Raw genomic sequence first — 23055 nt, 5'->3', positions numbered from 1 at the left:
TTCCCGGAGAGCTGGTTTTTAGAGCTTTCCGGGAGAAGCCGGGCCGGAAGGCGTGCGCTTTTCTTCGGCTGGCTGGAGCTGCTGGGCCTGCTTGATATCGATTCGCCTGGCCGTGATCCTGGCCACGCATTCGAGTTTTTGCAGGTCCTTGGCCGTCAGGCTTTCATCGGCCGCCTGGCTGAAGCAGCACAGCGTGCCGTAGACCTTGCCGCTGGCCAGCACGATGGGCGTGCTCAGATGGGCGCCCACGCGAAAAGGAGTTGCAGGCAGCTTGGCAAAGGCAGGGTGGCTGGTCGCATCCTGGACCAGACCGGGCAGAATGCCGTCGAGCACGCACTGGCAAAACGACTCCTCCAGGGGACCGCCGCCGCCAGTGGCAATCAATTCCTTGCCGGGGGCGGTATCGACATGCTGGAACATGCGCTGGCCGTTGCGGATCTCGGAGACAAAAATCACCTCCATATTGAGGTGCTGGCGCAGCTCCTGCAGGACCAGGCGCACGTTTTCATCGACCAGTTCGTCACTTCGATCTGCCGTGGCCAGCAACAATTCGCTGACCTGTACCTCCAGTGCCTCCGGTGCGTAATCCCAGTTGTGAATCGCCATCTCTCAAACCTCTGAATGTCGCGCAAACAAACCTCGGGCCATTGTGGCCGAGCAAACAGGGTTCTCAAGTTAACAATACGTAAGACCTCATAGCGAATCCTGGTCGGTCACAGGACTGGCGATGTGGTCGGCTGCAGCCGTCTGGCCGGTCTGGGGCTGAATCAGTGCCAGCACCTGGGCGTGCAGCTCGGCCGGCACGGCGATCAGCTCCATATTCAGCACACGGGCCATTTCCTGCAGAGTGGAAAAGCGCGGGTCCACATCGCCGGTTTCAGTGCGTTGTACGGCCATGCGTGACAGGCCGGCACGTTCGGCCAGATCGGCCTGGGTGATGCGGGCGGCCTTGCGGGCCTGGGCCAGAGTCGTGATGAGTTCGGAAATCATGCGTATCAATATACTCTTTGTAGCGCGGTACAAAAGCATGGCGCCTGCTGGAGGGTGTTTCCCCCCGGGCAGGCGGGTCGCCGCAGTCTGCCATGCCGCTGCCATACTGCGAGGGCATGGTGGTGATGGTTCATCGAACAACAGGAGTGTGCAATTGGACTGGATAGCAATGCAGCTGAGCCACGAGAGCGTCAAGCTCTGGCTGTCCGTGGGCTGGTCGCTGTATGTCGTCGTGGTAGGCATCTGGATTCTGCTGCAGCGCAGCCAGCCGATTGCCACACTGAGCTGGCTGTTGTCCATGGCTGCGTTACCTGTGGTGGGTCTGCTGGTCTATTACTACTTCGGTCCGCAACGCATGAAGCGCCAGCGTATCAAGCGGCTGCGCTCGCGCAAGCGTTCGCGTGTGCGCAACAGCATGCAAAAACTCAGGGAACGCATTCCGGCCCAGCAGGAGCGCTTGCGTCAGGTGGCACGGCTGGTTGGCATGACCAGCGATTTCCCGGTCAGCACGGCCACTTCCATGCAGTTGCTGGTGGGGGGCGCGGCGACCTTTGATGCGATTGCCGAGGCCGTGAGCGCAGCACGCCACCACGTGCATCTGGAGTACTACATCTACGAGCCCGATCAGACCGGCACGGCCTTGCGTGATCTGCTGATCGAGAAAGCACGTGCAGGCGTGCAGGTGCGTTTGCTGGTGGATGCTCTGGGCTCCAAGAAGCTGGGGCGAAAGTTTCTGGAGCCGCTGCAGCAGGCCGGGGCCGAGGTGCTGCGCTTTCACGATGCCAAGATAGGGCGGCGGCTGCGACCCGTGGTCAATTTCCGTACCCACCGCAAGATTCTGGTCTGCGATGGAAAAGTGGGCTTTACGGGTGGTGTGAATGTCACCGATGAAGAGAACGAGCGCATTTGTGACGATGCTTATCATGACGTGCATATCCGGGTCGAAGGCTCCGTCGTCAACTGGCTGCAGACAGTTTTCCTCGAGGACTGGGCCTACACCCGCAGCGACGATCCGCACCGGCTGCCCAACGATCTTGACGATCTGCTGCCAGATTGCGAAGACGGCCCCATCCCCATGCAGGTCGTGACCTCGGGGCCTGACGACCAGCTGGACGCCATCTACCGCTCCTATCTGGCGGCCATCAACGCGGCACAGCAACGCATCTTGCTGACCACGCCTTACTTTGTGCCGACCGAAGGCGCGCTGACGGCTCTCACCAATGCTGCACTGCGCGGTGTGGAGGTCCGCATTCTGGTGCCGAAGAAGTCTGATTCGCTGTTGGTGACGGCCGCTGCGCGCTCCTATTTTGACGAGCTGATTCGCTGTGGAGTGCATATCTATGAATATGCGGCCAGCATGCTGCACTCCAAGACCTTGGTGGTCGATGACAATATGGCGATGATCGGCACGGCCAATTTTGACTATCGCAGCTTTTTCCTCAACTACGAGGTCTGTGTGATCGGCTACGGGCCAGAGCTGAATCAGGCCATCGCTGCGCAGTTCGAGGCTGACCTGGGCCAGGCTCGAATGGTGCAATATCGCAGCGAAAAAGGTCTGCGGCGACGGCTGGTCGGTTCCGTGGCCCGATTGACATCGCCGCTGCTGTAGTGAGTGAAACCTTGAACCATTGTGTGGATGCTCTGGCGCTGTGGCGCCTGCAAGACTGGCTGCATGCGCACCCGCGTGTGGTAGTCATTGGTGGCGCCGGCTGCAGCACCGAAGTCGGCATCCCTGACTATCGGGACCGCAACGGACAGTGGAAGCGCCCCCAGCCCGTGACCTATCAGGCCTTCATGGGCGATGTGCTGGTGCGTCAGCGCTACTGGGCGCGTTCCATGCTGGGCTGGCGCGTGATGGGTCAGGCGCGGCCCGGTTCCGCCCATCAGGCACTGGCGCGACTGGAGCAGCAAGGCCGGCTGGAGTTGCTGATCACCCAGAATGTCGATGGCCTGCATGATGCGGCCGGCAGCCTGAACATCGTGGACCTGCACGGGCGCATCGACACCGTGCGCTGCATGGACTGCGACAAGCGCTCTGCTCGTGCCGATCTGCAGCAGTGGCTGCTGGCGCTGAACCCGGCCTGGGTTGAACTGTATGCAGCACCGGCGCCCGATGGCGACGCCGATCTGGAAGACCAGGACTTCAGCCGCTTTGTCGTGCCGGCCTGCCCACATTGCGGAACAGGCCTGATCAAGCCCGATGTGGTGTTCTTTGGCGAGACCGTGCCGCGTGAACGCGTGCAGACCTGCATGGCGGCAGTGGCCAGGGCCGACGCCGTGCTGATCGCCGGCTCTTCATTGATGGTCTATTCGGGTTACCGTTTTGCGCTGGCAGCGCATGAGCAGGGCAAGTCCATCGTGGCCATCAATCAAGGCGTGACAAGGGCCGATGCATTGCTGGCTTTCAAGGTGGAGGCCGATGTGGGTCAGGTCCTGATGGGCCTGATCGAGGCAAGCTAGCTCATTCCCTCCGCGCAACGGATGAGGGCAGGGGGGAACAGTCTGCATGCTCCTCGGGTTCGTCGCCATCGGTCGGGTGGAAATCGCGGCGCAGCAGCGGTGCATGGTTGCGCTCCATAAAGTGGCGGGGAGTGCCAAGGGATTTGTGTGCCGCCCTTGAGCGGCTCGTGTTCTGCATAGGTGCGGGCCATGCAGCCAAAGCTCCAACCTGAAACTCCTGGTGGAGCTCAGGCCGTCGGAATGTACGGCGCAGGTATTCCGGTTCCTGCAAACTCGGGGAAGTGTCTTGGCCGTCGACTCGGCTCACCTGCGCACAGAGGTTGGCAGTTCGTGCGGATCGCAGGTCACCGCAAAAGCCTGACCTACGTGCTGCGCTCCGTCTTCACCCTGGGGACCATCGATTTCTGTCGGATGTTTTTAGGCTGCCGACTCAAGCGCGACAACGAGCCAGTCACCAGAGCACGATCTGCGAACAGCGGAATAGCGATAGCCTACGCCCCTTGTCATCGAACAAGGTGGCCGACCACACCTGCGTTGTCCTCCCCAGATGTTCGGCCACGGCCTCCACGTGCAGGATTCCTTGCTTCGCAGTACCAAGGAAGTTGGATTTCAGCTCCAGTGTCGTGAATCCTTTCGCGCCCTCCGGTAGATGCGCCAGGGTCGCATAGCCGGCGCAGGTGTCGGCCAGCATCACCTGCGTGGCGGCATGTAGAAAGCCATTGGGAGCCATCATCCACGGCGCAATAGTCAGCTCCATGGTCATGCGGCCTTCTGCAAGTGCCAGCGGTCGCGCGCCAAAGGTATCGGGCAGTGTGCCGCGCTGGCGTTCAAACAGACTGTCCAGGGTTTCGGTGCTACGGAGCATCATGGTTTCCTTGAGTGGAGTTGAAGTCTTGGTCTCTGTCGATACGAGCTCACAGTCTCTCCAGCACCGTAGCAATACCTTGCCCACCGCCGATGCATTGGGTGGCCAGGGCATATCGTCCCTGCCGTCGTGAAAGCAAGGCAGCTGCCTTGCCCGTGATGCGCGCACCAGTGGCGCCAAGTGGATGACCGATGGCCAGCCCGCCGCCGTCAATATTCACGGTCGCCATGTCCAGGCCGAGGTCTCGGATGCAGGCCAGCGCCTGTGACGAAAAAGCTTCGTTGATCTCAACCACGTCCAGATCGGCCACAGTGAGACCTGCGCGGGCCAGCGCCTTGCGTGCGGCAGGTATCGGGCCTATGCCCATGATCGCGGGGTCCACTCCCACGGTCGCGAAGCTGCGGATGCGCGCCAGTGCCTGCAGACCATGGCGTTCGGCAAAATCGTCGCGGGTGACCAGCACGGCCGCCGCGCCATCGGTCAACGGCGACGATGTGCCCGCCGTGACCAAGCCATCTGGCCTGAAGGCGGGCTTGAGTCTGGCCAGGGCCTCCAGTGTGGTGGCTGGGCGTATGCAGCCGTCGGCATCCAGCAGCTCCCCGTCCGGTAAAAGAATAGGCACGATTTCATCGACCAGTAGACCCTGGTCGCGAGCAGCGGCGGCTTTCAGATGGGATTGCAGTGCCAGCAACTCCTGGTCGGCGCGGGTCACCTCCCATCTCTGCGCCACGTTTTCCGCCGTTTCGCCCATTGAAATATAGGCGTCGGTATTTGCCTGTAACTGGGGGTTCGGCGAGAAGTTGAAACCGCCCTGCGGAACCATCGTCATGGACTCCACGCCCACACAGAGGAAGGCGTCGCCCATGCCGGCCTCGATCTGCGCTGCGGCAATATGCACGGCCTGCATCGACGAGCCGCAAAAGCGGTTCACGGTCATGCCGCCCACGGTTTCGGGCAGGCCGGCCAGCAGACCGACGATGCGCGCCAGATTGTTGCCTTGTGCGGCCTCGGGGTAGGCACAGCCGAGGATCACATCCTCCAATAGTGCAGGATCCAGGTCGGAGCGCTTCAGCAAAGCCTGCACAACCTGGGCGGCCAGCGTGTCCGGCCGGACCTCGGCGAGGCGGCCTTTGCGGGCGAATTGGAATGGCGAGCGTGCATAAGCTGCAATAACGGCTTTCATGACTTGGGCTCCTTGCGATGGTCAGTGCGCGGCGGCGTAGCGCTGGGCGACGATGTTGCTGGACAGCTGGCCTGCCATAGCTCGGCGTGCGGCCTCATAGGCATCCCACTTCTCGCCAGCATGCAGCGAGGGGATGGAGACCTTTTCTCCTCGCTCAAACCCCAGCAGTGCTGCATCGACGAGGTCTTCGGCGCTCATCACGATGCTTGCATCCAGGTTCTCTACCGGCAATCCACCGATGGCCCAGAAGTCCGTGGCCGTAGCACCAGGCAACACTGCCTGCACCCGAACACCTTTGTCGGTCAACTCATGCTGAAGCGACTGACTGAAGGCCAGCACAAAAGCCTTGCTGGCACCGTAGACGCCATTCAGGGTCTCAGGGGAGATGGCGACGATGGACGCAATGTTGATGATCGCTCCGCGTCCACGAGCCACGAAGCCAGGAGCCGCCGCATAGGCCAGCCGCATGGGCACCGTGGCATTCAGATCGACCATGCGGGTCATCTTTTCAACGTCGCTGTGCAGCAAGGGGGTATGTGTGCCCATGCCCGCGTTGTTGACCAGCAAGGTGATGCTGGCGTCCGTGCGCAATTGCTCTTCCACGCGTGCCAGTTCATTGCGGTCGTTCAGGTCGGTCGGCAGGACTTCTACCGCACGGCCGGTGCGAGTGGTGATGCTGCTCGCCAGCGCGTTCAGCTGTTCGCGGTTGCGGGCGACCAGGATCAGGTCATAGCCACGCTGAGCGAGCTTTTCTGCATATAGCGCACCGATGCCGCTGGATGCCCCGGTAATGAGGGCGGTACCGAGATGGGTTTGTGCCATGGTGAAACTCCTTGAGGTTGATGGATGTTGTCCATGGCCTGAATGGTGCGATGTGCGTGGTTTGTCGTAAATGACGTATATAGTCATGAAAAAGGACATTGGAAAGGGCGTTTCTTATGCACCGCATCGGTTACATGCTGCCGGAAGGCTTCCAAGTCATGGCGCTGGCCACCCAGGCTGTGTTCGAACTCGCCAACCTGATGGTGGAGAAGCCCTTTTATGAGGTGGAGACCTATGCGATGAGTGGTACGGCCCGAGCTTCGGCAGGACTTGCATTGCAGGCAAAGCCCCTCACCGCACACAGCAGGGCAGACACCTGGCTGGTTGCGGGCAACCTCACTCCAAGGGACGTCGCTACGGCACCGGAACTGATCCGGCTGCTGAGCAAGGTGGCGGTATCCGCGCGGCGCGTGGCCGGTCTGTGCACGGGCGCTTTCCTGCTGGGCGACGCGGGCCTGCTTGACGGGCGCCGCGCCACCACGCACTGGTATTGGGCCGAGGCCTTGCAGCAGCGCCACCCACAGGCGCAGATTGAGGCCGACCGCATATACATCGCGGACGGACCGATCTGGACCTCTGCCGGTATGACAGCGGAGATCGACCTGGCGTTAGCGCTGGTGGAAAAAGATCTGGGCGCGAAGGTTGCACGGTCGGTTGCACATCGCCTGGTCATGCACCAGCGCCGCTCGGGAGGACAGTCACAGCATTCGGAGATGCTCAAGCTGGCACCCAAGTCAGACCGTATCCAGCAGGCGTTGGAGCATGCACGGCGCAATCTTTCTCAAGCACTGAGTGTGGAAGAGCTGGCCGAGGCTGCCAGCTTGAGTCCGCGCCAGTTCAGCCGGGTGTTCACGGCCGAGACGGGCCAGTCCCCCGCCAAAGCCGTGGAGGGCCTTCGGCTAGAAGCCGCGCGGCTGATGATTGAGGGCAGTCGGCATCCGCTGGAGGTGATTGCTCGGGAGACAGGTTTTCGTGACCGGCGCCATATGCGCGAAGCCTTCCTACGTGGCTTCGGCATGCCGCCACAGGCCGTACGGCGCGAAGCTCGGGTGGAACTGTAAAACGTCTGTGCACGCTCCGTGAAACGCGTAACTTGCACCTTGCGTGGAGCGGCCAGCCGGACCCCGAGCCAACTGGCCATGATGGCAATTTGTGAACTGCGAAGTACCGCCGCAGCCGGTGGGATATGCGAGTACTTGGATGTCTGCTCTAGTGCGGGGAGGCGGTTCCCCCAGAATCCCGATCTATCATCGTCTCGAATAAAAACAGAGTTGCTGTCAGAGGTGATGGCTGGCGGGCATCACGCAGGGCTGGCCGTTGTAATGTTCCCAAGGAGCCACTGGCAGCAGGTCCTGGTGTGTGGAGTTGCTCATCGTCTACGCTATCTGTTGCCAAGCACTGAGTTATGCAACGACACCGATAGGTTCAAAAAGCGGCAGGCTTGACGCCTCACCGCCTTTGCTCACGGATCCGCTCGGAAGCTCCTTCAAAAAGTTTCCCAGTCATCGCCATTCTTATTCGTGGCCTGCTGTGTTCCAGCGATAGCAACCGGGCGACGCAGCACAGGGGATTTGGTGGCCATGAGGGGCTTTGGAGGCGACTCCGATACCTTAGCCACTGTCACCGGTTTTGTCGGGTTGACCGACGCTGCCTGCATTGCGGCAGAGGCATGTTGCTCGTGCTCTGACAACTTGAAGACTGCCACCGCTTCGACCAGCGACTGTGCTTGGTTGTGCAAGCTGCTGGCTGCAGCGGCCATTTCCTCGACCAAGGCTGCGTTCTGCTGCGTGGTTTGATCCATTTGGGTGACGGCTTCCCCAATCTGGGCCATGCCCGAGCTTTGCTCATGGCTGGCAGCGCTGATTTCACCCATGATATCGGTGACGCGCCGAATGGCCGTGACCACACCGGTCATGGTCTCGCCAGCTTTGTCCACGAGCAAGGAACCCTGTTCCACGCGCTGGACACTGGTGGTAATGAGCTGCTTGATCTCCTTGGCGGCCTCAGCCGAGCGTCCAGCCAGAGCCCGTACTTCGCTTGCCACCACTGCAAAGCCTCGTCCTTGCTCGCCGGCGCGGGCAGCTTCGACGGCGGCATTCAAAGCCAGAATATTGGTCTGGAAAGCGATGCCATCAATGACAGCGATGATGTCGGAAATCTTGTGGCTGCTTTCATTGATGCTTTTCATGGTCTCCACTACCTCTGCGACCACTTCACCGCCCTGTGTAGCCACAGAGGATGCATTCACGGCCATCTGATTGGCCTGGCGTGCGTTGTCGGCATTCTGTTTGACCGTCGCACTCAACTGCTCCATGGACGCAGCAGTTTGTTCAAGGGCACTTGCTTGCTCTTCCGTGCGGCTGGATAGGTCGTTATTGCCCATGGCGATCTGAGCACTGCCCGACGCAACTCCCTGAGCATTGCCACGCACCGCCGACACCGTGCTCACGAGGCTGTGTTGCATGCGTTGCAGCGCGCTCAGCAGTTGACCGGTTTCATCCTGAGATTTCACCGTGATCTGGCCGCTGAGATCGCCTCTGGCCACACGGTCGGCTGCTGCCATGGCCAGGGACAGGGGGCGGGTGATGGAGCGAGTGATCGTGATGGCAAGAGTCACCGCTAGAAGAATGGCGATTGCACCTGTCGCCAACACTTCCCGGAACAGATTGTCGGCAGCAGCTTCTGCCTTCTGGCTGGCCACGTCGGAGCTTTGGGTCTGGTGATCCAGCATGCTGCGGATGACCCGCTGATATTCGAGCTGGTTGGGGCGCAGCTGGGTTTCCAGCAATCTCAGCGCTTCATCTCTTTGGCCCTGATCGATCAGTCCAAGAAATTCATCACCGGATTTGAGGAAGGCAACGCGCCGCTGCTTCAGATCCTCCAGCAGCGATTGCCCCAGGCCGGAGTGAGTGTGCTTGCCCAGCGAATCCATTTCTGCAGCCAGCTCGGTGCGGGTCTTCTGAATCATGGCACGTGCCGAGGCCTGGAGCGTCTCCGTGGAAAAGATCGCGAGGTTGCGGAACTGAATTGCCTGTTCATTGGCGCCATCCGTGATGGTGTTCAGCGTGCGAATGATCGGGATTTGCTTCTGGGTGATGTCGGTGAGGGCTGAGCGCTGAGTCGACGACCCCCAAAGTGCCACCCCTCCCAGCACTAGTATCAGCACCATCAATGTCATGAACGAGAAAGTCAGCCGAGTGGAAATTTTCAAACGATCCATTTCGCGCGCCTCCTTTAGCAGCCAATGTTTTCGGTTTGAGAGCTCGTGTCAATTTGTGTCCATGCATTTAAAGTGTAACTTTTTGCAAGTTCCAGGGGCACCTTTTTATGGGTAATTGCAGCTTCTAAGCGACAGAGCCCGAGTCCTCGCCTTCTTCCACTTTGCCGAACTGGATGAGCGCTGTTCCCTGTCTACTGATCTGCGTCATCCCGTCCTGCACTTGGAGCAGCTGCCTGGACGCCAAAGCCCAGCTTTTCTTCAGGACAGGTCGAGATCTGCTCCAACTTTCGCTGGCCGGCTCCTGACCGGTTCACTGCAATGTTTCAGCCGATGCCGGAGTGCCATGCGTCGGCAGGGCAAGACCGAACTCCGATTGAATCAGGGTGGATATACGCGAAGGACTACCTTGATGACTATGTCCCATGCAGGACGTGCAGCAGCATCAGCAGCAGCGGCATGGTCACCAGGGCCAGCAGTGTGGAGAGGGCAATGCTGGCCACCACCTCATCCTCGGCAACCCGGTAGCGCTGGGTGAAGAGCAGTGCGTTGGCACCCACAGGCAAGGCCGAGCAGATCAGCATCACGCCCATGGCCGGGCCGCGCAGCTGAAGTGTCCAGGCGCAGACGAGAAACACAAGTGGGTGCACCAGCGATTTGACCAGCGTGATGCGCATCGCGGGTCGCCAGTAAGCTCCGATCCTGGTGTAGGCCAGCGTGATGCCGACGAGCAGCAACGCCATGGGGCCCATGGCCGAGCCCAGCATCTTGAGTGAGGTATCAAGCACGTCAGGCAGAGGCCAGCCGGTCAATGACCAGAGCAGGCCGGCCAGAATCGGCAAAGGCACAGGGTGGATGATGCTATTGCTCACTGCCTGCCAGACAGTGCGCCCCATGGACCGTTTGTTGTGGGTGTCGTCCGCATGTTGTTCACGGGAGGATGCCAGCTCGAACACCATGGTCGCGGCCGTCAGCAATACCAGGGCATGCACCGAGATCAGGGTGAACAGTGTCACCAGTCCCTGCTCGCCAAAGGCCAGGCCCACGAGCGGTACGCCGATCATGGCTGCATTGCTGAACATGCTGGCCAATCCGCGCGCCGCAGCCAGCGTGTTGAAGCCGTAGACCAGCATCGTTGTCACGAACACGACGATGGCCGATAGGAAATACACGCCAATCGGACGGTAATCCAATTCGCCGACATGGACCTGAGCCATGGTGCGAAACAGCAGTGCAGGCAGAAGCAATAGGAACACAAGGTTGGACATGTCCTTGACTGCTGCCTGCCGCACCAGCCCGACACGCGCCAAGCCAAACCCCGTACCGATCAACGCAATCACCGGTAGTAGTGCCGCTATTGCGGAACCATTCATTCAACTCTCCAACAAAACCGAATCGCTGCTTGCACCTTGCTCCAAGCTTGAGCATATGCACTTCTCGAGCGATGAGCTTAACGCCTCCGCACACCCGTTTTCGGAACCTGCTTCACCTGTGCGCTATCGCACAACCTGCTAAATGAGCAAGTCTTGGTTGCTATCGGGCGAGGTGAAGCCTCTGCCATGCTTGCCCGATTCACGGGGAAGCAGCACCGTCATATCGTGCTTCTGTTTGCGGTGTGGTGGCGCGCCTGACATTCAGTCGCAGGTATGCACCCGGAATGGCTTTCTGCTCAATGGTTTGCACGATGGATCTCCTTTCTGGCAATGAGGTGTGAGTCCATGTTCCCGCCTCATTCAACCCTTGACGCAGATCACCTGCTTGAGGGGATGGAGCACTTCCACCAGGTCCGTCTGGGCGGCCATGATGGCATCCATGTCCTTGACCAGTCGCGCCAGCAAAAGGCCGTGGTCAACGCTGCAGACCGGCTGCACAAATTTGGTTTGAATTGGGAATAGCTCAAACAATCATATTGATAGCTGCTTTCGCTTTATCCAAAGGCGCTGAAGGCCAGAAAGGCTTTAAGTTGATGGGACTGAGCCGCAAGCCGTGCCGGTTCGCAGGCATACTTCGGGCCCATGGCTCATACCTTCTTCTGGCACGACTACGAAACCTTTGGCGCCCAGCCGCGCTACGACCGTCCCGCGCAGTTTGCGGGCATACGCACGGATGACCAGCTCAACGAAATCGGCGAGCCCGTGATGTGGTACTGCCAGCCGGCCAATGACTATCTGCCAGACCCGCAATCCTGTCTGATCACGGGGATCACGCCCCAGCGGGCGCTGGAGGAAGGGGTTGCCGAGCATGAGTTTGCAGCGCTGATCGAGGCCGAGCTGGCGCAGGCCGGCACGGTGGGCGTGGGCTACAACACCATTCGTTTCGACGACGAGATCACGCGCTTCATGTTCTGGCGCAATCTCATCGACCCTTATGCGCGCGAATGGCAGAACGGCTGCGGCCGCTGGGATTTGCTCGACGTGGTGCGCATGGTCTATGCGCTGCGTCCCGAAGGCATTCAGTGGCCGACCAAGGAAGACGGTACGCCCAGCTTCAGGTTGGAAGACCTGGCCCGCGCCAATGGACTGCTGCACGAGCAGGCCCACGATGCGCTGAGTGATGTGCGCGCCACGATTGCTCTGGCCCGACTGATTCGCGAAAAGCAGCCGCGCCTGTTTGACTTTGCCTTTGGACTGCATAAAAAGGACGGCGCTCTGCGCGAGATGGGCCTGCCCGCCACACAGGAGCACGCGCGCCCCTTCTTGCATGTGACCGGCATGATCAGTCCTGCGCGCGGCTGTCTGGGCGTGATGTGGCCGCTGGCCACCCACCCGACCAACAAGAATGAAGTCATCTGCTGGGATCTGGCGGCCGACCCGGCCGAGCTTTCGGGCATCAGCATCGAAGAGCTGCGCCTGCGTTTGTTCACGCGCCAGGCCGAGCTGCCCGAGGGCGTGAGCCGTCTGCCCATCAAGAGCATCCACGTCAACAAGTCGCCCATGGTGGTGGGAAGCCTCAAGACGCTGAGCCCCGCGATGGCTGAAAAATGGGGTGTGGACATGGAGCTGGCGATGCAGCATGCGGCGATTGCCCGCGACCTGCCCGACATGAGCGCGCAATGGAAGTCCGTCTTCACGCGCGAGGCAGGTGAGCCGTTGGATGCCGACCAGGATCTGTATGGCGGCTTTGTGGGCAATGAAGACCGCCGCCGTCTGGAGCGCATCAAGCGCCTCTCGCCCCAGGAGCTGGCGCTGGACAAGACCGGTTTTGATGACGCACGCCTGACTGAGCTGGTCTGGCGCTATCGTGCGCGCAATTTCCCGCAGACGCTGGATGCCGACGAGCAGCAGCGCTGGGAGCAACACCGCGCTGCCTGCCTGATCGAAGGCCAGGGCGGGGCGCGCACGGCGGAGCAGATGTTCTCCATGATCGATGCGCTGTCGGAATCCGTGGACGAGCGCGGCGAGGAGATTCTGGGCGACCTCTACGACTACGGCAGCAATCTGGTTCCCGAAGGCTGAGCACCGCCGGTCAACTGAGCCGCATTAGTGCTCCTGCGGCAGGGCGCACCGGGCAAGCTTGGTGAGCAGGGTGATAAGCACCCGCGCCGGCTCGCTCAGGTGCCGCTCGGCGCGATGTACCAGGCCCACGTCGCGGTGGAAGGTGTGCGCCCCCAGGTCGATGGCACGCACGGCCGCGGGCCAGCGGCGCTGCGCCGTGGTCTGGGGCGCCAGGGCCACGCCCACGCCGTTGGCCACCAGCTTGACGATGGCTTCCAGCTCGTCGGCTTCGCACACTTCCTTCAGCGTGAAGTGCATGCCGCGCAGGAAACGGTCCACCTGCCGGCCGCCGAACGAGGTCCGGTCATAGCGTATGAAGGGCTGACTGGCCAGCAGCTCGGCCCAGTCGTCGCCCCGGGTGGCGCGCGGCACCAGCAGCCGGAAGGGCTCGTGCGCCAGCGCCGTCCAGCGCAGATCGCTTTGCAGCGCAAAGGGCGGGCGTATCAGCGCGGCCATGTCCAGCTCGCCCGCATCCACCAGATTCATCAGCTGCAGCGATACGCCGGGAATGATGCGTGTGCGGCATTGGGGGAACTGCTGGTGGAGTCTGGCCAGCGCATCGGGCAGCAGGGAGCGCTGCAGAGATGCGATGGAGCCCAGTTGCACTGAAATGCTGGCGGGCTGCCCTTGTGCCGAAGAGCCCAGGTTGGCGTACAGACGCAGCAGTTCCTGCGCCTGCAGCAGCACCTGCTGCCCCATCTTGTTCAGACGGGCCGTGCGGCCTATGCGGTCGAACAAGGCGAACCCCAATTCACTTTCCAGGCGCTGCATCTGTGCGCTGACGGCAGCCTGGGTCAAGCCTATCCGGTCGCCCGCCGCGGCGAAGGTGCCTTCGCGGGCCACGGCGATGAAGGTGTTCAGCTCTTTCAACATTAATAAATTTTATTTGTGTATTTGGAAAAAATATATTGATTTTGTTTTTTATCAAGGTTTTTTACGATGGCTGCAGTCTCAGGCATGCGCCGGGGCCCGCAGCGACGCCGGACATCGAGGTCCGACGCAGCCAGGCCTTGCCCGCAGGCTTTTCCCCCGACCCCATAACGATTTCCGGAGTTTCCCCATGAGCCTGTCTCCCTTTCACTTGGCCATTCCCGTGTATGACCTGCCCGCGGCGCGCCGTTTCTATGGCGAAGTGTTCGGCCTGCCCGAGGGGCGTTCCAGCACGCAGTGGGTGGACTTCGACTTCTACGGCCACCAGTTGGTGATCCACGAGCATCCCAAGACCACAGCCCAGGACAGCGCCCACACCAATCCAGTCGACGGCCACGACGTTCCGGTGCCGCACTTCGGCATCGTGCTCGCATGGCCGCAATGGGAAGCCTTGGCCGAGCGCCTCAAGTCCTTTGGCACCGAATTCGTCATTGAGCCCTACATCCGATTCAAGGGCCAGGTGGGCGAGCAGGCCACCATGTTCCTGCTCGACCCCTGCGGCAATGCGCTGGAGTTCAAGGCTTTCAAGGACATGAGTCAGCTGTTCGCCAAGTAGGCGGTGAATTGCGTCCGGGCCTGTTCCCGCAGCGCCCGCAAAGCGGTGTTTTTCTCCAGGCAAGAACAAAAAGGATTGAGCGATGAAAGTCACATTGAGCCATATCGTCATGGGTGCGGCAGCCTGTCTGGCCGTCGCAGCGCAGGCCGAGACGCTGGACAGGATCAGGGATACGGGCGTGGTGACCATGGGCGTGCGCGAGGCCTCGGGCACCATGTCCTACACCTTGGGCAACGGCAAGTACGCGGGCTTCCATGTGGAGCTGTGCGAGAAGGCGCTGGCACGCATGCAGCAGCAGTTGAAGCTGCCGCGGCTGGACATTCGCTACCAGATGGTGACGGCGCAAAACCGCGTGCCCCTGGTCGCCAACGGCACGGTGGATGTGGAATGCGGCACCACCACCAACAATGCGGCGCGCCAGAAGGAGGTTGCGTTCGCACCCACGGTCTACATGGAGGAGGTGCGCACGGCAGTGCGCAAGAACTCGGGCATCACCGAGGTGGCACAGCTCAAGGGGCGCAACGTGGCCGCGACCACGGGCGCCACGGCCGTGACCCTGCTCAGGCGCTTCAGCAAGGAAAAGGGCGTGGACTTCAATGTGCTGATGGCCAAGGACAATGCCGAATGCTTCATCCTGCTGGAGACGGGCCGCGCGGATGCCTGTGTGGCGGACGGCCAGATCCTGGCGTCGGGACTGTCGCGGCTGCGTGATCCGGGGCAGTACGCCATCGTGGGCGAGCCCTTCAGCGTGGAGCCCATTGCCATCATGCTGGACAGGAAGTCGCCGGAATTCAAGAAGCTGTTCGACGCCCAGATCCGCGGGATGGCATCCAGCGGCGAAGTGGCCGCGCTCTACGACAAGTGGTTCATGAAGCCCGTGCCGCCGACGGGAGTGGCCATCAATCTGCCCGCATCGGAGGCGACGCGCGCTGCCTGGGCCGCTCCCAGCGACAAGCCGCTGGAGGACTATGCGGCGGTGCGCCTCGTGGTGGGCCGCACGCAATAGCGTCAGGCCATGGCGCGAATGACGACGCCCGCCCGTCCTAGGCCACGGCCCGCTGCAGATTGCTGCGGGCCTGTTGCTCCAGCAGGGCGTGGAAGTGCGAGGTGGCGTAGATGGTCTTGCGCTGAAGAAAGCCTTTGAGCACCTGCCTGCGCTTGAGCGCATAGATGGGGCGCGGCACCCAGGCGTATTCGGCACGCACCTGGGAGTCGTACTCGGCAAACCGGTCGGGGGCGGCACCGAGGATGGCCAGGTCGATGTCCACGAGCAACCGGGCTTCATCGTCTTCGGGCGTGGATTCATGACAGGTGGCCATGATCAGGGCCTGCACGCGCCTGCAAGCGGCCTCGTCCACGCCGCTGTTGCCCAGGACTTGGGCCGCCCAGCGTGCGCTGCGAAGCTCATTATCCTTGCCCTTGACGTCGTAGACGGCGTCATGGAACCAAAGCGCGATCTCTACTTCGCCAGGGTGCCGGGCCTGGTACGCCACGGTTTCGAAATGCGCCAGGCATTCGCTCAGATGCTGCAGCGTGTGATAGTGGCGCTGCGGCTCGGCATAGGCGGCCAGCAGGGCCTGCTTCAGGCCTTGGGGCGGTGTGGCGTGAAGCGTCTGCCAGGCACGCAGCCAGGAGCGCTCGAAGAGATGATCTGAAGCGGTCATGCTGCTTCCAGGATATCAACCAAAAAAGTGGTAGCAAACCACGATGGCGGCGACCACGCCGGCCAGCTCGGCCACCAGTGCGCAGGGTACGGCATGGCGCGCGCGCTGAATGCCCACGGCACCAAAGTACACGGCCAGCACATAGAAGGTGGTTTCGGTGCTGCCCTGAATCGTGGCTGCAGCCAGAGCCGCAAAACTGTCCACGCCCTGGCTTTGCATGGTCTCGATCAGCATGGCGCGCGCCGCGCTACCGGAAAAGGGCTTGACCAGCGCCGTGGGCAGGGCATCGACAAAGCGGGCATCCATGCCCAAAACGTCCACCGTCCAGCGGATAGCCGACAGCGCATATTCCAGTGCCCCCGAGGCGCGAAACACGCCCACGGCGCAGAGCATGGCGACCAGATAGGGCAGAAGGTTCCTGGCCACATCGAAGCCCTCCTTGGCCCCCTCGATAAAGCTGTCGTACACGGCCACCTTGCGCAGCGCGCCCAGGCCCACAAACAGCACGATCAGCGCAAATAGCGTGAGGTTACCCATGAGCGAGGAAAGCTGGGCCAGCGCCGCCGCGCTGAGCGTGGCCAGAAAGGCCATGAAGGCTGCCAGCGCCAACCCCACGGGCACCAGATAGGCCAGCACCACGGGACTGAACAGGGGCAGCCGCTGCACGAGTGCGACGCTGAACAGGCCCACCAGCGTAGAGGCGGAAGTGGCCAGCAGAATCGGCAGAAAGACCAGCGTCGGATCGGCCGCACCCTGCTGCATGCGGTACATGAAGATGGTGACCGGCAGCAGCGTCAGTGACGAGGCATTGAGCACGAGAAACAGGATCTGCGCATTGGTTGCGGTGTCGGGCTTCGGGTTCAGCTCCTGCAGAGCGCGCATGGCCTTGAGGCCCATGGGCGTGGCCGCGTTGTCCAGCCCCAACCCGTTGGCGGCAAAGTTCAGCGTGATCAGGCCCAGTGCGGGGTGACCGCGCGGCACCTCGGGCATGAGCTTGGCAAACAGCGGACCCAGCATTTTTGCCAGCCATTCGACCACGCCCGCTTTTTCTGCAATGCGCAGAAAGCCCAGCCACAACGTGAGCGTGCCAAACAGCAGCACCATCACTTCGACGGACAGCCTGGCCATGGCAAATAGAGCCTGCACCATGGATGAGAACACATCTGCCTGACCGCCCAGCAGCCACTGCGCGAGCGCAGCTGCCGCTGCCACGAGAAAAAAACCGAGCCACAAGGCATTGAGCATATAAGCGCCTGTTCTGTACTGCAGCCGATTGTGGCGCGAAACCGGGGCAGCAATGGCACACTGTGGCTCCTTGGTTGCCCGGGAGAGCATGGCGGGCCCTCAGATGTTTTGAATCAGACAGGGACAGTGGACGGATGACAGCAAAGCAAGTTCTCTGGGAGCAGCCCTATGGCAAGGGGCTGGCCCTGTTGATGTGTCTGTTCGGTTTTCTTGGCCTGATGAGCGGCTGGATGTTGCTGGAGGCCGATTTTTCGGACGGCTGGCGTACTGGTGCCAGGATCCAGTGGGCTCTGGTGCTGCAGGCCATGCTGGCGCTGAATTCGGCCATGTGCTTCACGCTGGTGTGGCTGCTGTGGACGCGCAATCGTGCGGCTCTGCTGCTGGGCGTTCTTTACGTGGTGCTCGGCGTGGTCAGTCAGGCTGGCATGTTCTGGTATGTCAGCAGGCTCGGCAGCCAGGTCGATATGCTGTCGCTGGGCTTGTGGTTGGGAGAGGCCATCTTCTGGTTCTGCATTTTGGGCTATTTCTACTGGCTCAAAAGCCGCGGCGTGCTGCGCTGATCCGAACTCAAGGCTTTGCCAGCACACGCAGCAATTGTCCATTGGATGAATCGGTGAGCAGGTACAGCAGACCGTCCGGTCCCTGGCGCACATCACGTACGCGCTGGCTCAGGCGCGGCAGCAGCACTTCGGTGGCGGTGACCTTGCCATCGGCAATCTGCAGGCGCTGCAGCTGCATGGCCTTGAGTGCACCCGTGATGAAGGAGCCTTTCCAGGCCATGCCATAGCGCTCGCTGCTCAGATAGGCGAGCCCCGAGGTGGCAATCGACGGTACCCAGTAATGCCGGGGTTGCTCCATGCCCGTCTTTTCGGTGATGCCGGCACCGATCTTGCCGCCTCCATAGTTTTCGCCATAGGTGATGACGGGCCAGCCGTAATTCTTGCCCGGCTCGATGCGGTTGAGTTCATCGCCGCCCTGCGGGCCATGCTCTGTCATCCAGAGTTCGTCATCCGGCCCCAGTGCGGCGCCCTGGCTGTTGCGGTGGCCATAGCTCCAGATCTCGGCCAGTGCATCGGGCCTGCCCGCAAAGGGGTTGTCGCGAGGCACGCTGCCATCCTTGTTGACGCGCACGATCTTGCCCAGATGGGTCTGCAGATTCTGTGCCTCCTGCATGGCCTTGTAGCGCTCTCCGAGCGTCAGAAACAGCGAGCCGTCGGGTTTGCCGTTGACTTTGCGTTCCACGATGCGGCAGCCGAAGTGCAGGGCCGAATCGATCTTGGGACGCTGACTGAACAGAATCTGCACGTTTTCCAGGGCGCTGGCGTCGGCCGAGAGCCGGGCTTTGGCCAGGGCCGTGCTGTTCTTGCCTCTGTCCGCACCTTGCCCCGGCTCCGAGAAGCAGAAATAGAGCTGGCGGTTGCTGGCGAAGTCGCTGTCCAGCACCAAGTCCAGCATGCCGCCTTGCCCGGCGGCGGCGATGGCGGGAAGGCCTTTGAGAGGTGCGTTGAGCCTGCCCCCGGCCTCGACAGTGCGCATGCGGCCAGGGCGCTCTGTCACCAGATAGCGTCCGTCCGGCAAAAAGGCCAGTGCCCAGGGGTGCTCCAGTCCTGTTGCCATCGTTTGCGTGCTCAGCTCGGCGGCAGCCAGGGCCTGCGAGCCGAGCAGGGCCAGCACACTGCAAGCGAGGGCGTGAATGGTGATGCGGTGCATTTTTTCCTCCTGGGTGGACGGTCAATCGCTTGCTGTTTGCCTGTATTTATGACCCGGGCTTGATGCAGTTTGCCGACAAAAGATTGCGCACAGGTGTATAAATCCGGCTTTTGCTCGCCACAGTTCTGGCGAGCGGCTTGTGTGTGCACAACGCAGGCTTGGACCATATTCAACAAGGAACGCAGCCATGGGCGCGCAATGGAAAGCAAAGGGCAAGGCGCTGGTCGCCGATGCCAAGGGTAAGCTGTTTGGCAAGCTGGTCAAGGAAATCATGGTTGCTGCGCGCCTGGGCGGTGGTGATCCCGCAGCCAATTCGCGTCTGCGCATGGCGGTGGAAGCGGCCCGCAAGGCTTCCATGCCCAAGGACACGCTGGATCGTGCCATCAAGAAGGGGGCCGGCGTTGGCGCCGACGCCGTGAACTACTCCAGCGTGCTGTTTGAAGGCTATGCCCCCCATCGCGTGCCCGTGATGGTGGAGTGCCTGACCGACAATCCCAATCGCACGGCTCCCAATATGCGTGTCTGCTTCCGCAAGGGCCAGATGAGCGCTGTGGCCTGGGATTTTGACCATGTGGGCATGATCGAAGGCGAGCCTGAAAACGGCGCCGACGTCGAAATGGCCGCCATCGAAGCTGGCGCCCAGGACTTCGAGCCCGGTGAAGAAGAAGGCACGACGCTGTTCATTACCGATATTGCCGATCTGGACGCCGTGAGCAAGGCTCTGCCCGCGCAAGGCATCAAGGTGCTGTCGGTCAAGCTGGGCTACAAGGCCAAGAACCCCATCAGCATGAGCAGCCTGTCTGCCGAGCAGCAGGAAGAAGTGCAGGAATTCCTGGCCGGTCTGGAAAACGACGACGACGTGCAGCATGTCTACGCCGGTCTGGTGGACTGAAGTCATTGCCGTCTGGCAAAGAGAGCGGCCCTGGGCCGCTCTCTTTTTTGACTTTCCCCTGGCCTGCGGGCAGGCAGCGGTTTTCTATACTGCAAGGCTGCTGAACTGCCTTGTGGATTGCCTTCATGTATTTTTTGCCTCGCATCCCCGCGCCTGTTTCTCTGACTGCCATGGCGGTGGTCTTGCTGCTGTCGGGCCCCGCGCCGCAGGCGGCCGAGCCTGAAAGGCAGACGGGGGTTGCGCGACAGGCGGATTCGCCTGCCGAACAGGATTCGCCTTTTTTCAAGCAGCGCCGTGCCGTGGTCGAGGCCGCACAGGGCAAGCGTTGGGACGATGCCGTTGCCCAGGCGCACAAGCTGCTGGACATGACGCTGCCGCGCGGCAATCCTTACGAGCAGCTCGATGCCTCCGGTTTGCTCTACGCCTTGCTTTATCAGCAGGGACAGTATGCGCAGGCCGTGTTGCAGACCGACCGGATGATGGCTCTGGCCGCGGCCGAGGGCTACGACCCGGTCAGCGGTCAGATGCAGGCGCTGATACAGCGCGGTCTGACGGCCGCCATGATGGCCGGCGATCAAGGCGCACTGACTCGCTATCTGCAGGCGCTCAAGCAGGAGTCCAAGGCTTTTGGGCCGCTGTGGCAGTGGAATACGGCAGACCAGCAGCTGCACTACCAGGCCGCACAGCTCAGCGTGCCGCTGGTGCAGGGGCGCTGGGTGCTGGTCCAGCTGGAGCCGACCAAGGATCGCAAGGATGTCGCGAGCCTGGAGTACGTCTATCTGAAACCCGATGGCAGGCGCCTGCGGGTCCGCATGCGGCTCGGTTATGACGATGGTCTGAAAGACATGGACGCTGCAGCCAAGCAGAAGTCGTTGCAGCAGGAGCGTGGCATTTTTGCCAGCGAGCAGACGCCAGAGCCTGGGCTGAGGCTACCGGCCCTGCCGTTCGGCGACGCTGTGCAAAGCCAGCAGGCCAGCCGCGAGAAAAGAGAAGAGGGGAGGCCCGACATCCTGCATCTGGACTGGGGGCTGGTGCGCGGCAACTGGAAACTGAGCCTGCACGCCGAGCAAATGGACAGCGAGCGTGACAGCGCACTGCTGCAACTGCCCCAGCTGTGGCAGGCCATGCAATGGCCCAAAGCGCCCGAGCTGCCGCCAGAGCTACCGCGCCAGGAGCGCGAGGTGAGTCATGCCTGGCGGGTCGATGAAGACTGGCCCAGGGCCGGTCAACTGGCCCGCGCGGCCTTGGCCGATGCCCAGTTCCCTGCCGAGCTGGCGCGCCTGAGTACAGTGGCTGGGATCTCGGCCTTCAAGGCCGGTCAGCAAGCCGAGGCTGGCCGCTATCTGGATCAGGCACTGAAGGCCTGGCCCTATGTCAGCCTGTTCAGGCTGGAGTCCGAGCTGGTGGACCTGGCCCAGCAATATGGGGCCGAGCTGGCGGCGCGGCAGGGCCGCGACGCCGATGCCGCGCGACTGATGCGCCAGTACCTGCGCAATGCTGGTGGGCTGCAGAACATCTGGGTGCAGGCCAGTGACCCGCAGGTGGCCGACCTGGAAAACCGGCACACCGGCATGGTGCTGCCCATGCGTGCGGCGGGCTTTCATCTGCAAGAGCCTAAGGATTCGCAGCGCGTGATGTACCGCGATCTGATGACCGGGCAGCAACTGGGTCTGACCACGGAGCTGAAGATCCCCGAGTCCGACGAAGCGCAGGAAAAGCTGCTGCGTGCAGCGCTGGAAAAGCAGTTCCGCTTGAAGGCCGGGAGCTTGAAAAAGCGCAGCTTCACTGCGCCGACGCGGTCCAGGGACCGCCGGCCTGAAGGCCGCCAATGGACATTTGAAGTGAGCCCGCAGGAGAGCAGGTCGGGCGCAACCCCCATCAAGCACGTCGTCTTCTGGATCGTTGACCAGGGTGCAAGTCGTGCCATCCTGCGCGCCTCGGTGGGAAGCCCGCGCGAGCAAACCCGGGCCGAGCAGCTGGCCCAGGCGCTGAGCTGGTAGCTTTTTAACTATCGATGCTTATTTGATAGCTGCTTCTGAAGGCTGGGCAAAGGATTGCTGCTGATTTCTATGAAATTCATCGGCAATCAGCGCCAGCCCCTGCCGGTAGCTGGTAACGACAAACCCCGGAAATGCCTGCTTGAACTTGCCGGAGTCAAACAGATTGTCGTGGGCATAGCGGGGCAGCAGCTCTCGCAGCTCTGCCACGGGCTTGGAGATCAGGCCGGCTGCGCTCAGTACCAAGCGGGGCAGCAGGTGATGGCGGGAAGACCGGGAAGAGCGGCCAAAGCTCTGGCTGGCCCAGTCGATCAGCTGCTTGTAGTTGGGGCGAGTATCGTCGCATGGCAGATGCCAGGTCTGGCCATAAGCATCGGGCGTGTTGCCCAGCAAGGCCAGAGCCCTACTGGCATCGGGGGTCCAGATCAGGGTGCGCAGGCGGTCGTCTCGCACCGGGGCCAGTGGTGTCTTGCCGGCCTTGAGCCTGTCAATCACCAAGGTGTTGGTAATGCTCTGCGTCTGGGCCGGGCCGTAGAACTCGGGCGCCCGTGCGATCAGCACGGGGATCTCCCCGCGTGCCATCTCGGACAGCACCATCTCGGCCATGGCGGCGCGCACCCGGCCTTTGCGCCCCACAGGGGCGAATGCCGTCTGCTCGGTCTGCAGCTGCGCGTTCTGCGGATACATATAGGTGTTGTCGAAATAGACAAATGGGGCCCCCGCAGTGCGGCTGGCCGCCAGGGCGTTGTGCAGCATGGCCGGAAACTGCTGCTCCCAAAGCTGGGTATCGGGAGGCAGCCCTGCGGTGAAATACACCACGCTGCTGCCCTGAACGGCTCTGGCTGTTTGCTCGGCATCGAGCAGATCGGCGGCTTCAAGCAGGTCCGTGTCATGTATCTTGCGCGGCCTGCGGCTCACCAGCTTGAGTTCATCGCTGTAGTTGCGCTTGAGTTCGCGCGCCAGCTCGGTGGCGATCTGCCCGTTGGCGCCCAATATGGTCTGCATTCCTGCTCCTAGATGAATAGCTTCA

Annotated in this window: 22 protein-coding genes; 9 read left to right on the top strand and 13 right to left on the bottom strand. The window is 61.8% G+C overall.

From position 1 onward, the window contains the following. Positions 1-18: 18 nt before the first annotated feature. Together EIC84_RS15475 and EIC84_RS15470 are read right to left on the bottom strand one after the other, a co-directional pair. Entirely contained in the window at positions 19-606 is a 588-nt protein-coding gene (locus EIC84_RS15475; RefSeq protein WP_003062726.1) for a GAF domain-containing protein, read from the bottom strand. 87 nt (positions 607-693) lie between these two features. Further along, a complete protein-coding gene (locus tag EIC84_RS15470) occupies positions 694-990 on the bottom strand; it encodes a helix-turn-helix transcriptional regulator (RefSeq protein WP_003062729.1) in 297 nt (98 codons plus the stop codon). A gap of 169 nt (positions 991-1159) precedes the next feature. Here EIC84_RS15470 and cls point away from each other — a divergent pair, with 169 nt between their 5' ends. Beyond that, positions 1160-2599, top strand: a complete 1440-nt coding sequence (cls, locus tag EIC84_RS15465; protein ID WP_003062731.1) for a cardiolipin synthase — start codon at positions 1160-1162, stop codon at positions 2597-2599. Beyond that, on the top strand, positions 2599-3450 hold the full coding sequence (locus tag EIC84_RS15460) for an NAD-dependent protein deacetylase (protein WP_050788929.1): 852 nt from the start codon (positions 2599-2601) through the stop codon (positions 3448-3450). Before cls ends, EIC84_RS15460 begins: the two co-directional genes overlap by 1 nt. 451 nt (positions 3451-3901) lie before the next feature. On the opposite strand, the gene EIC84_RS15455 is transcribed toward EIC84_RS15460, so the two are convergent. The 3 genes from EIC84_RS15455 to EIC84_RS15445 are packed head-to-tail and all read right to left on the bottom strand — an operon-like array spanning position 3902 to position 6320. After that, positions 3902-4318, bottom strand: coding sequence for a PaaI family thioesterase (locus EIC84_RS15455; protein ID WP_003062735.1), 417 nt, complete (start codon positions 4316-4318; stop codon positions 3902-3904). 46 nt (positions 4319-4364) lie between these two features. Next, the gene (locus EIC84_RS15450) at positions 4365-5498 is read right to left on the bottom strand and encodes a thiolase family protein (RefSeq protein WP_003062736.1); all 1134 of its coding nucleotides are present in this window, start codon (positions 5496-5498) and stop codon (positions 4365-4367) included. Positions 5499-5519: 21 nt separating this feature from the next. Then, positions 5520-6320 carry an SDR family oxidoreductase gene (locus EIC84_RS15445; RefSeq protein ID WP_003062737.1) on the bottom strand — a complete coding sequence of 267 codons (801 nt, stop codon included), beginning with the start codon at positions 6318-6320 and terminating at the stop codon, positions 5520-5522. Positions 6321-6436: 116 nt separating this feature from the next. On the opposite strand from EIC84_RS15445, the gene EIC84_RS15440 reads away from it, so the two are divergent. Then, positions 6437-7381: a GlxA family transcriptional regulator gene (locus EIC84_RS15440; RefSeq protein WP_003062738.1), complete on the top strand. Its 945-nt coding sequence runs from the start codon at positions 6437-6439 to the stop codon at positions 7379-7381. Positions 7382-7806: 425 nt separating this feature from the next. Here EIC84_RS15440 and EIC84_RS15435 read toward each other — a convergent pair whose 3' ends face one another. The 3 genes from EIC84_RS15435 to EIC84_RS26195 all read right to left on the bottom strand — a co-directional run bounded on the left by EIC84_RS15435 (position 7807) and on the right by EIC84_RS26195 (position 11441). Continuing rightward, entirely contained in the window at positions 7807-9540 is a 1734-nt protein-coding gene (locus EIC84_RS15435) for a methyl-accepting chemotaxis protein (protein WP_003062739.1), read from the bottom strand. Between the two features lie 413 nt (positions 9541-9953). Then, a complete protein-coding gene (locus EIC84_RS15430) occupies positions 9954-10910 on the bottom strand; it encodes an AEC family transporter (RefSeq protein ID WP_003062741.1) in 957 nt (318 codons plus the stop codon). Positions 10911-11270: 360 nt separating this feature from the next. After that, a complete protein-coding gene (locus tag EIC84_RS26195) occupies positions 11271-11441 on the bottom strand; it encodes a hypothetical protein (RefSeq protein ID WP_003062742.1) in 171 nt (56 codons plus the stop codon). Positions 11442-11552: 111 nt separating this feature from the next. On the opposite strand from EIC84_RS26195, the gene sbcB reads away from it, so the two are divergent. Then, positions 11553-12992 carry an exodeoxyribonuclease I gene (gene sbcB / locus EIC84_RS15425; RefSeq protein WP_003062743.1) on the top strand — a complete coding sequence of 480 codons (1440 nt, stop codon included), beginning with the start codon at positions 11553-11555 and terminating at the stop codon, positions 12990-12992. Between the two features lie 24 nt (positions 12993-13016). Here the strand turns inward: sbcB and EIC84_RS15420 are convergent, their stop codons facing one another. After that, complete coding sequence (locus EIC84_RS15420) at positions 13017-13904, bottom strand: LysR substrate-binding domain-containing protein (RefSeq protein WP_003062744.1); 888 nt, start codon at positions 13902-13904, stop codon at positions 13017-13019. Positions 13905-14091: 187 nt separating this feature from the next. On the opposite strand from EIC84_RS15420, the gene EIC84_RS15415 reads away from it, so the two are divergent. Further along, positions 14092-14517: a VOC family protein gene (locus EIC84_RS15415; protein WP_003062745.1), complete on the top strand. Its 426-nt coding sequence runs from the start codon at positions 14092-14094 to the stop codon at positions 14515-14517. Positions 14518-14599: 82 nt separating this feature from the next. After that, entirely contained in the window at positions 14600-15523 is a 924-nt protein-coding gene (locus EIC84_RS15410; protein ID WP_003062746.1) for an amino acid ABC transporter substrate-binding protein, read from the top strand. A 37-nt stretch (positions 15524-15560) separates the two neighbouring features. Here EIC84_RS15410 and EIC84_RS15405 read toward each other — a convergent pair whose 3' ends face one another. Then, complete coding sequence (locus tag EIC84_RS15405) at positions 15561-16181, bottom strand: hypothetical protein (RefSeq protein WP_003062747.1); 621 nt, start codon at positions 16179-16181, stop codon at positions 15561-15563. A gap of 15 nt (positions 16182-16196) precedes the next feature. Further along, positions 16197-17426: a nucleoside recognition domain-containing protein gene (locus EIC84_RS15400; RefSeq protein ID WP_003062748.1), complete on the bottom strand. Its 1230-nt coding sequence runs from the start codon at positions 17424-17426 to the stop codon at positions 16197-16199. Between the two features lie 134 nt (positions 17427-17560). Between EIC84_RS15400 and EIC84_RS15395 the strand changes: the two genes are divergently transcribed. Further along, complete coding sequence (locus EIC84_RS15395; RefSeq protein ID WP_003062749.1) at positions 17561-17986, top strand: hypothetical protein; 426 nt, start codon at positions 17561-17563, stop codon at positions 17984-17986. Between the two features lie 7 nt (positions 17987-17993). On the opposite strand, the gene EIC84_RS15390 is transcribed toward EIC84_RS15395, so the two are convergent. Further along, positions 17994-19136: a PQQ-dependent sugar dehydrogenase gene (locus tag EIC84_RS15390; RefSeq protein ID WP_003062750.1), complete on the bottom strand. Its 1143-nt coding sequence runs from the start codon at positions 19134-19136 to the stop codon at positions 17994-17996. Positions 19137-19323: 187 nt separating this feature from the next. Between EIC84_RS15390 and EIC84_RS15385 the strand changes: the two genes are divergently transcribed. Together EIC84_RS15385 and EIC84_RS15380 are read left to right on the top strand one after the other, a co-directional pair. Beyond that, positions 19324-20028, top strand: a complete 705-nt coding sequence (locus EIC84_RS15385) for a YebC/PmpR family DNA-binding transcriptional regulator (RefSeq protein WP_003062751.1) — start codon at positions 19324-19326, stop codon at positions 20026-20028. A gap of 125 nt (positions 20029-20153) precedes the next feature. Further along, positions 20154-22028 (top strand): hypothetical protein, encoded by a 1875-nt coding sequence (locus EIC84_RS15380; RefSeq protein WP_003062752.1) that lies wholly within the window; start codon positions 20154-20156, stop codon positions 22026-22028. Positions 22029-22046: 18 nt separating this feature from the next. On the opposite strand, the gene EIC84_RS15375 is transcribed toward EIC84_RS15380, so the two are convergent. Beyond that, positions 22047-23030 (bottom strand): NAD-dependent epimerase/dehydratase family protein, encoded by a 984-nt coding sequence (locus EIC84_RS15375; protein ID WP_003062753.1) that lies wholly within the window; start codon positions 23028-23030, stop codon positions 22047-22049. Positions 23031-23055: the final 25 nt, after the last annotated feature.

The sequence above is a fragment of the Comamonas sp. A23 genome (assembly GCF_004522605.1).
GTDB lineage: Bacteria > Pseudomonadota > Gammaproteobacteria > Burkholderiales > Burkholderiaceae_C > Comamonas > Comamonas thiooxydans.
This window is presented reverse-complemented; position numbering and strand designations above follow the sequence as displayed.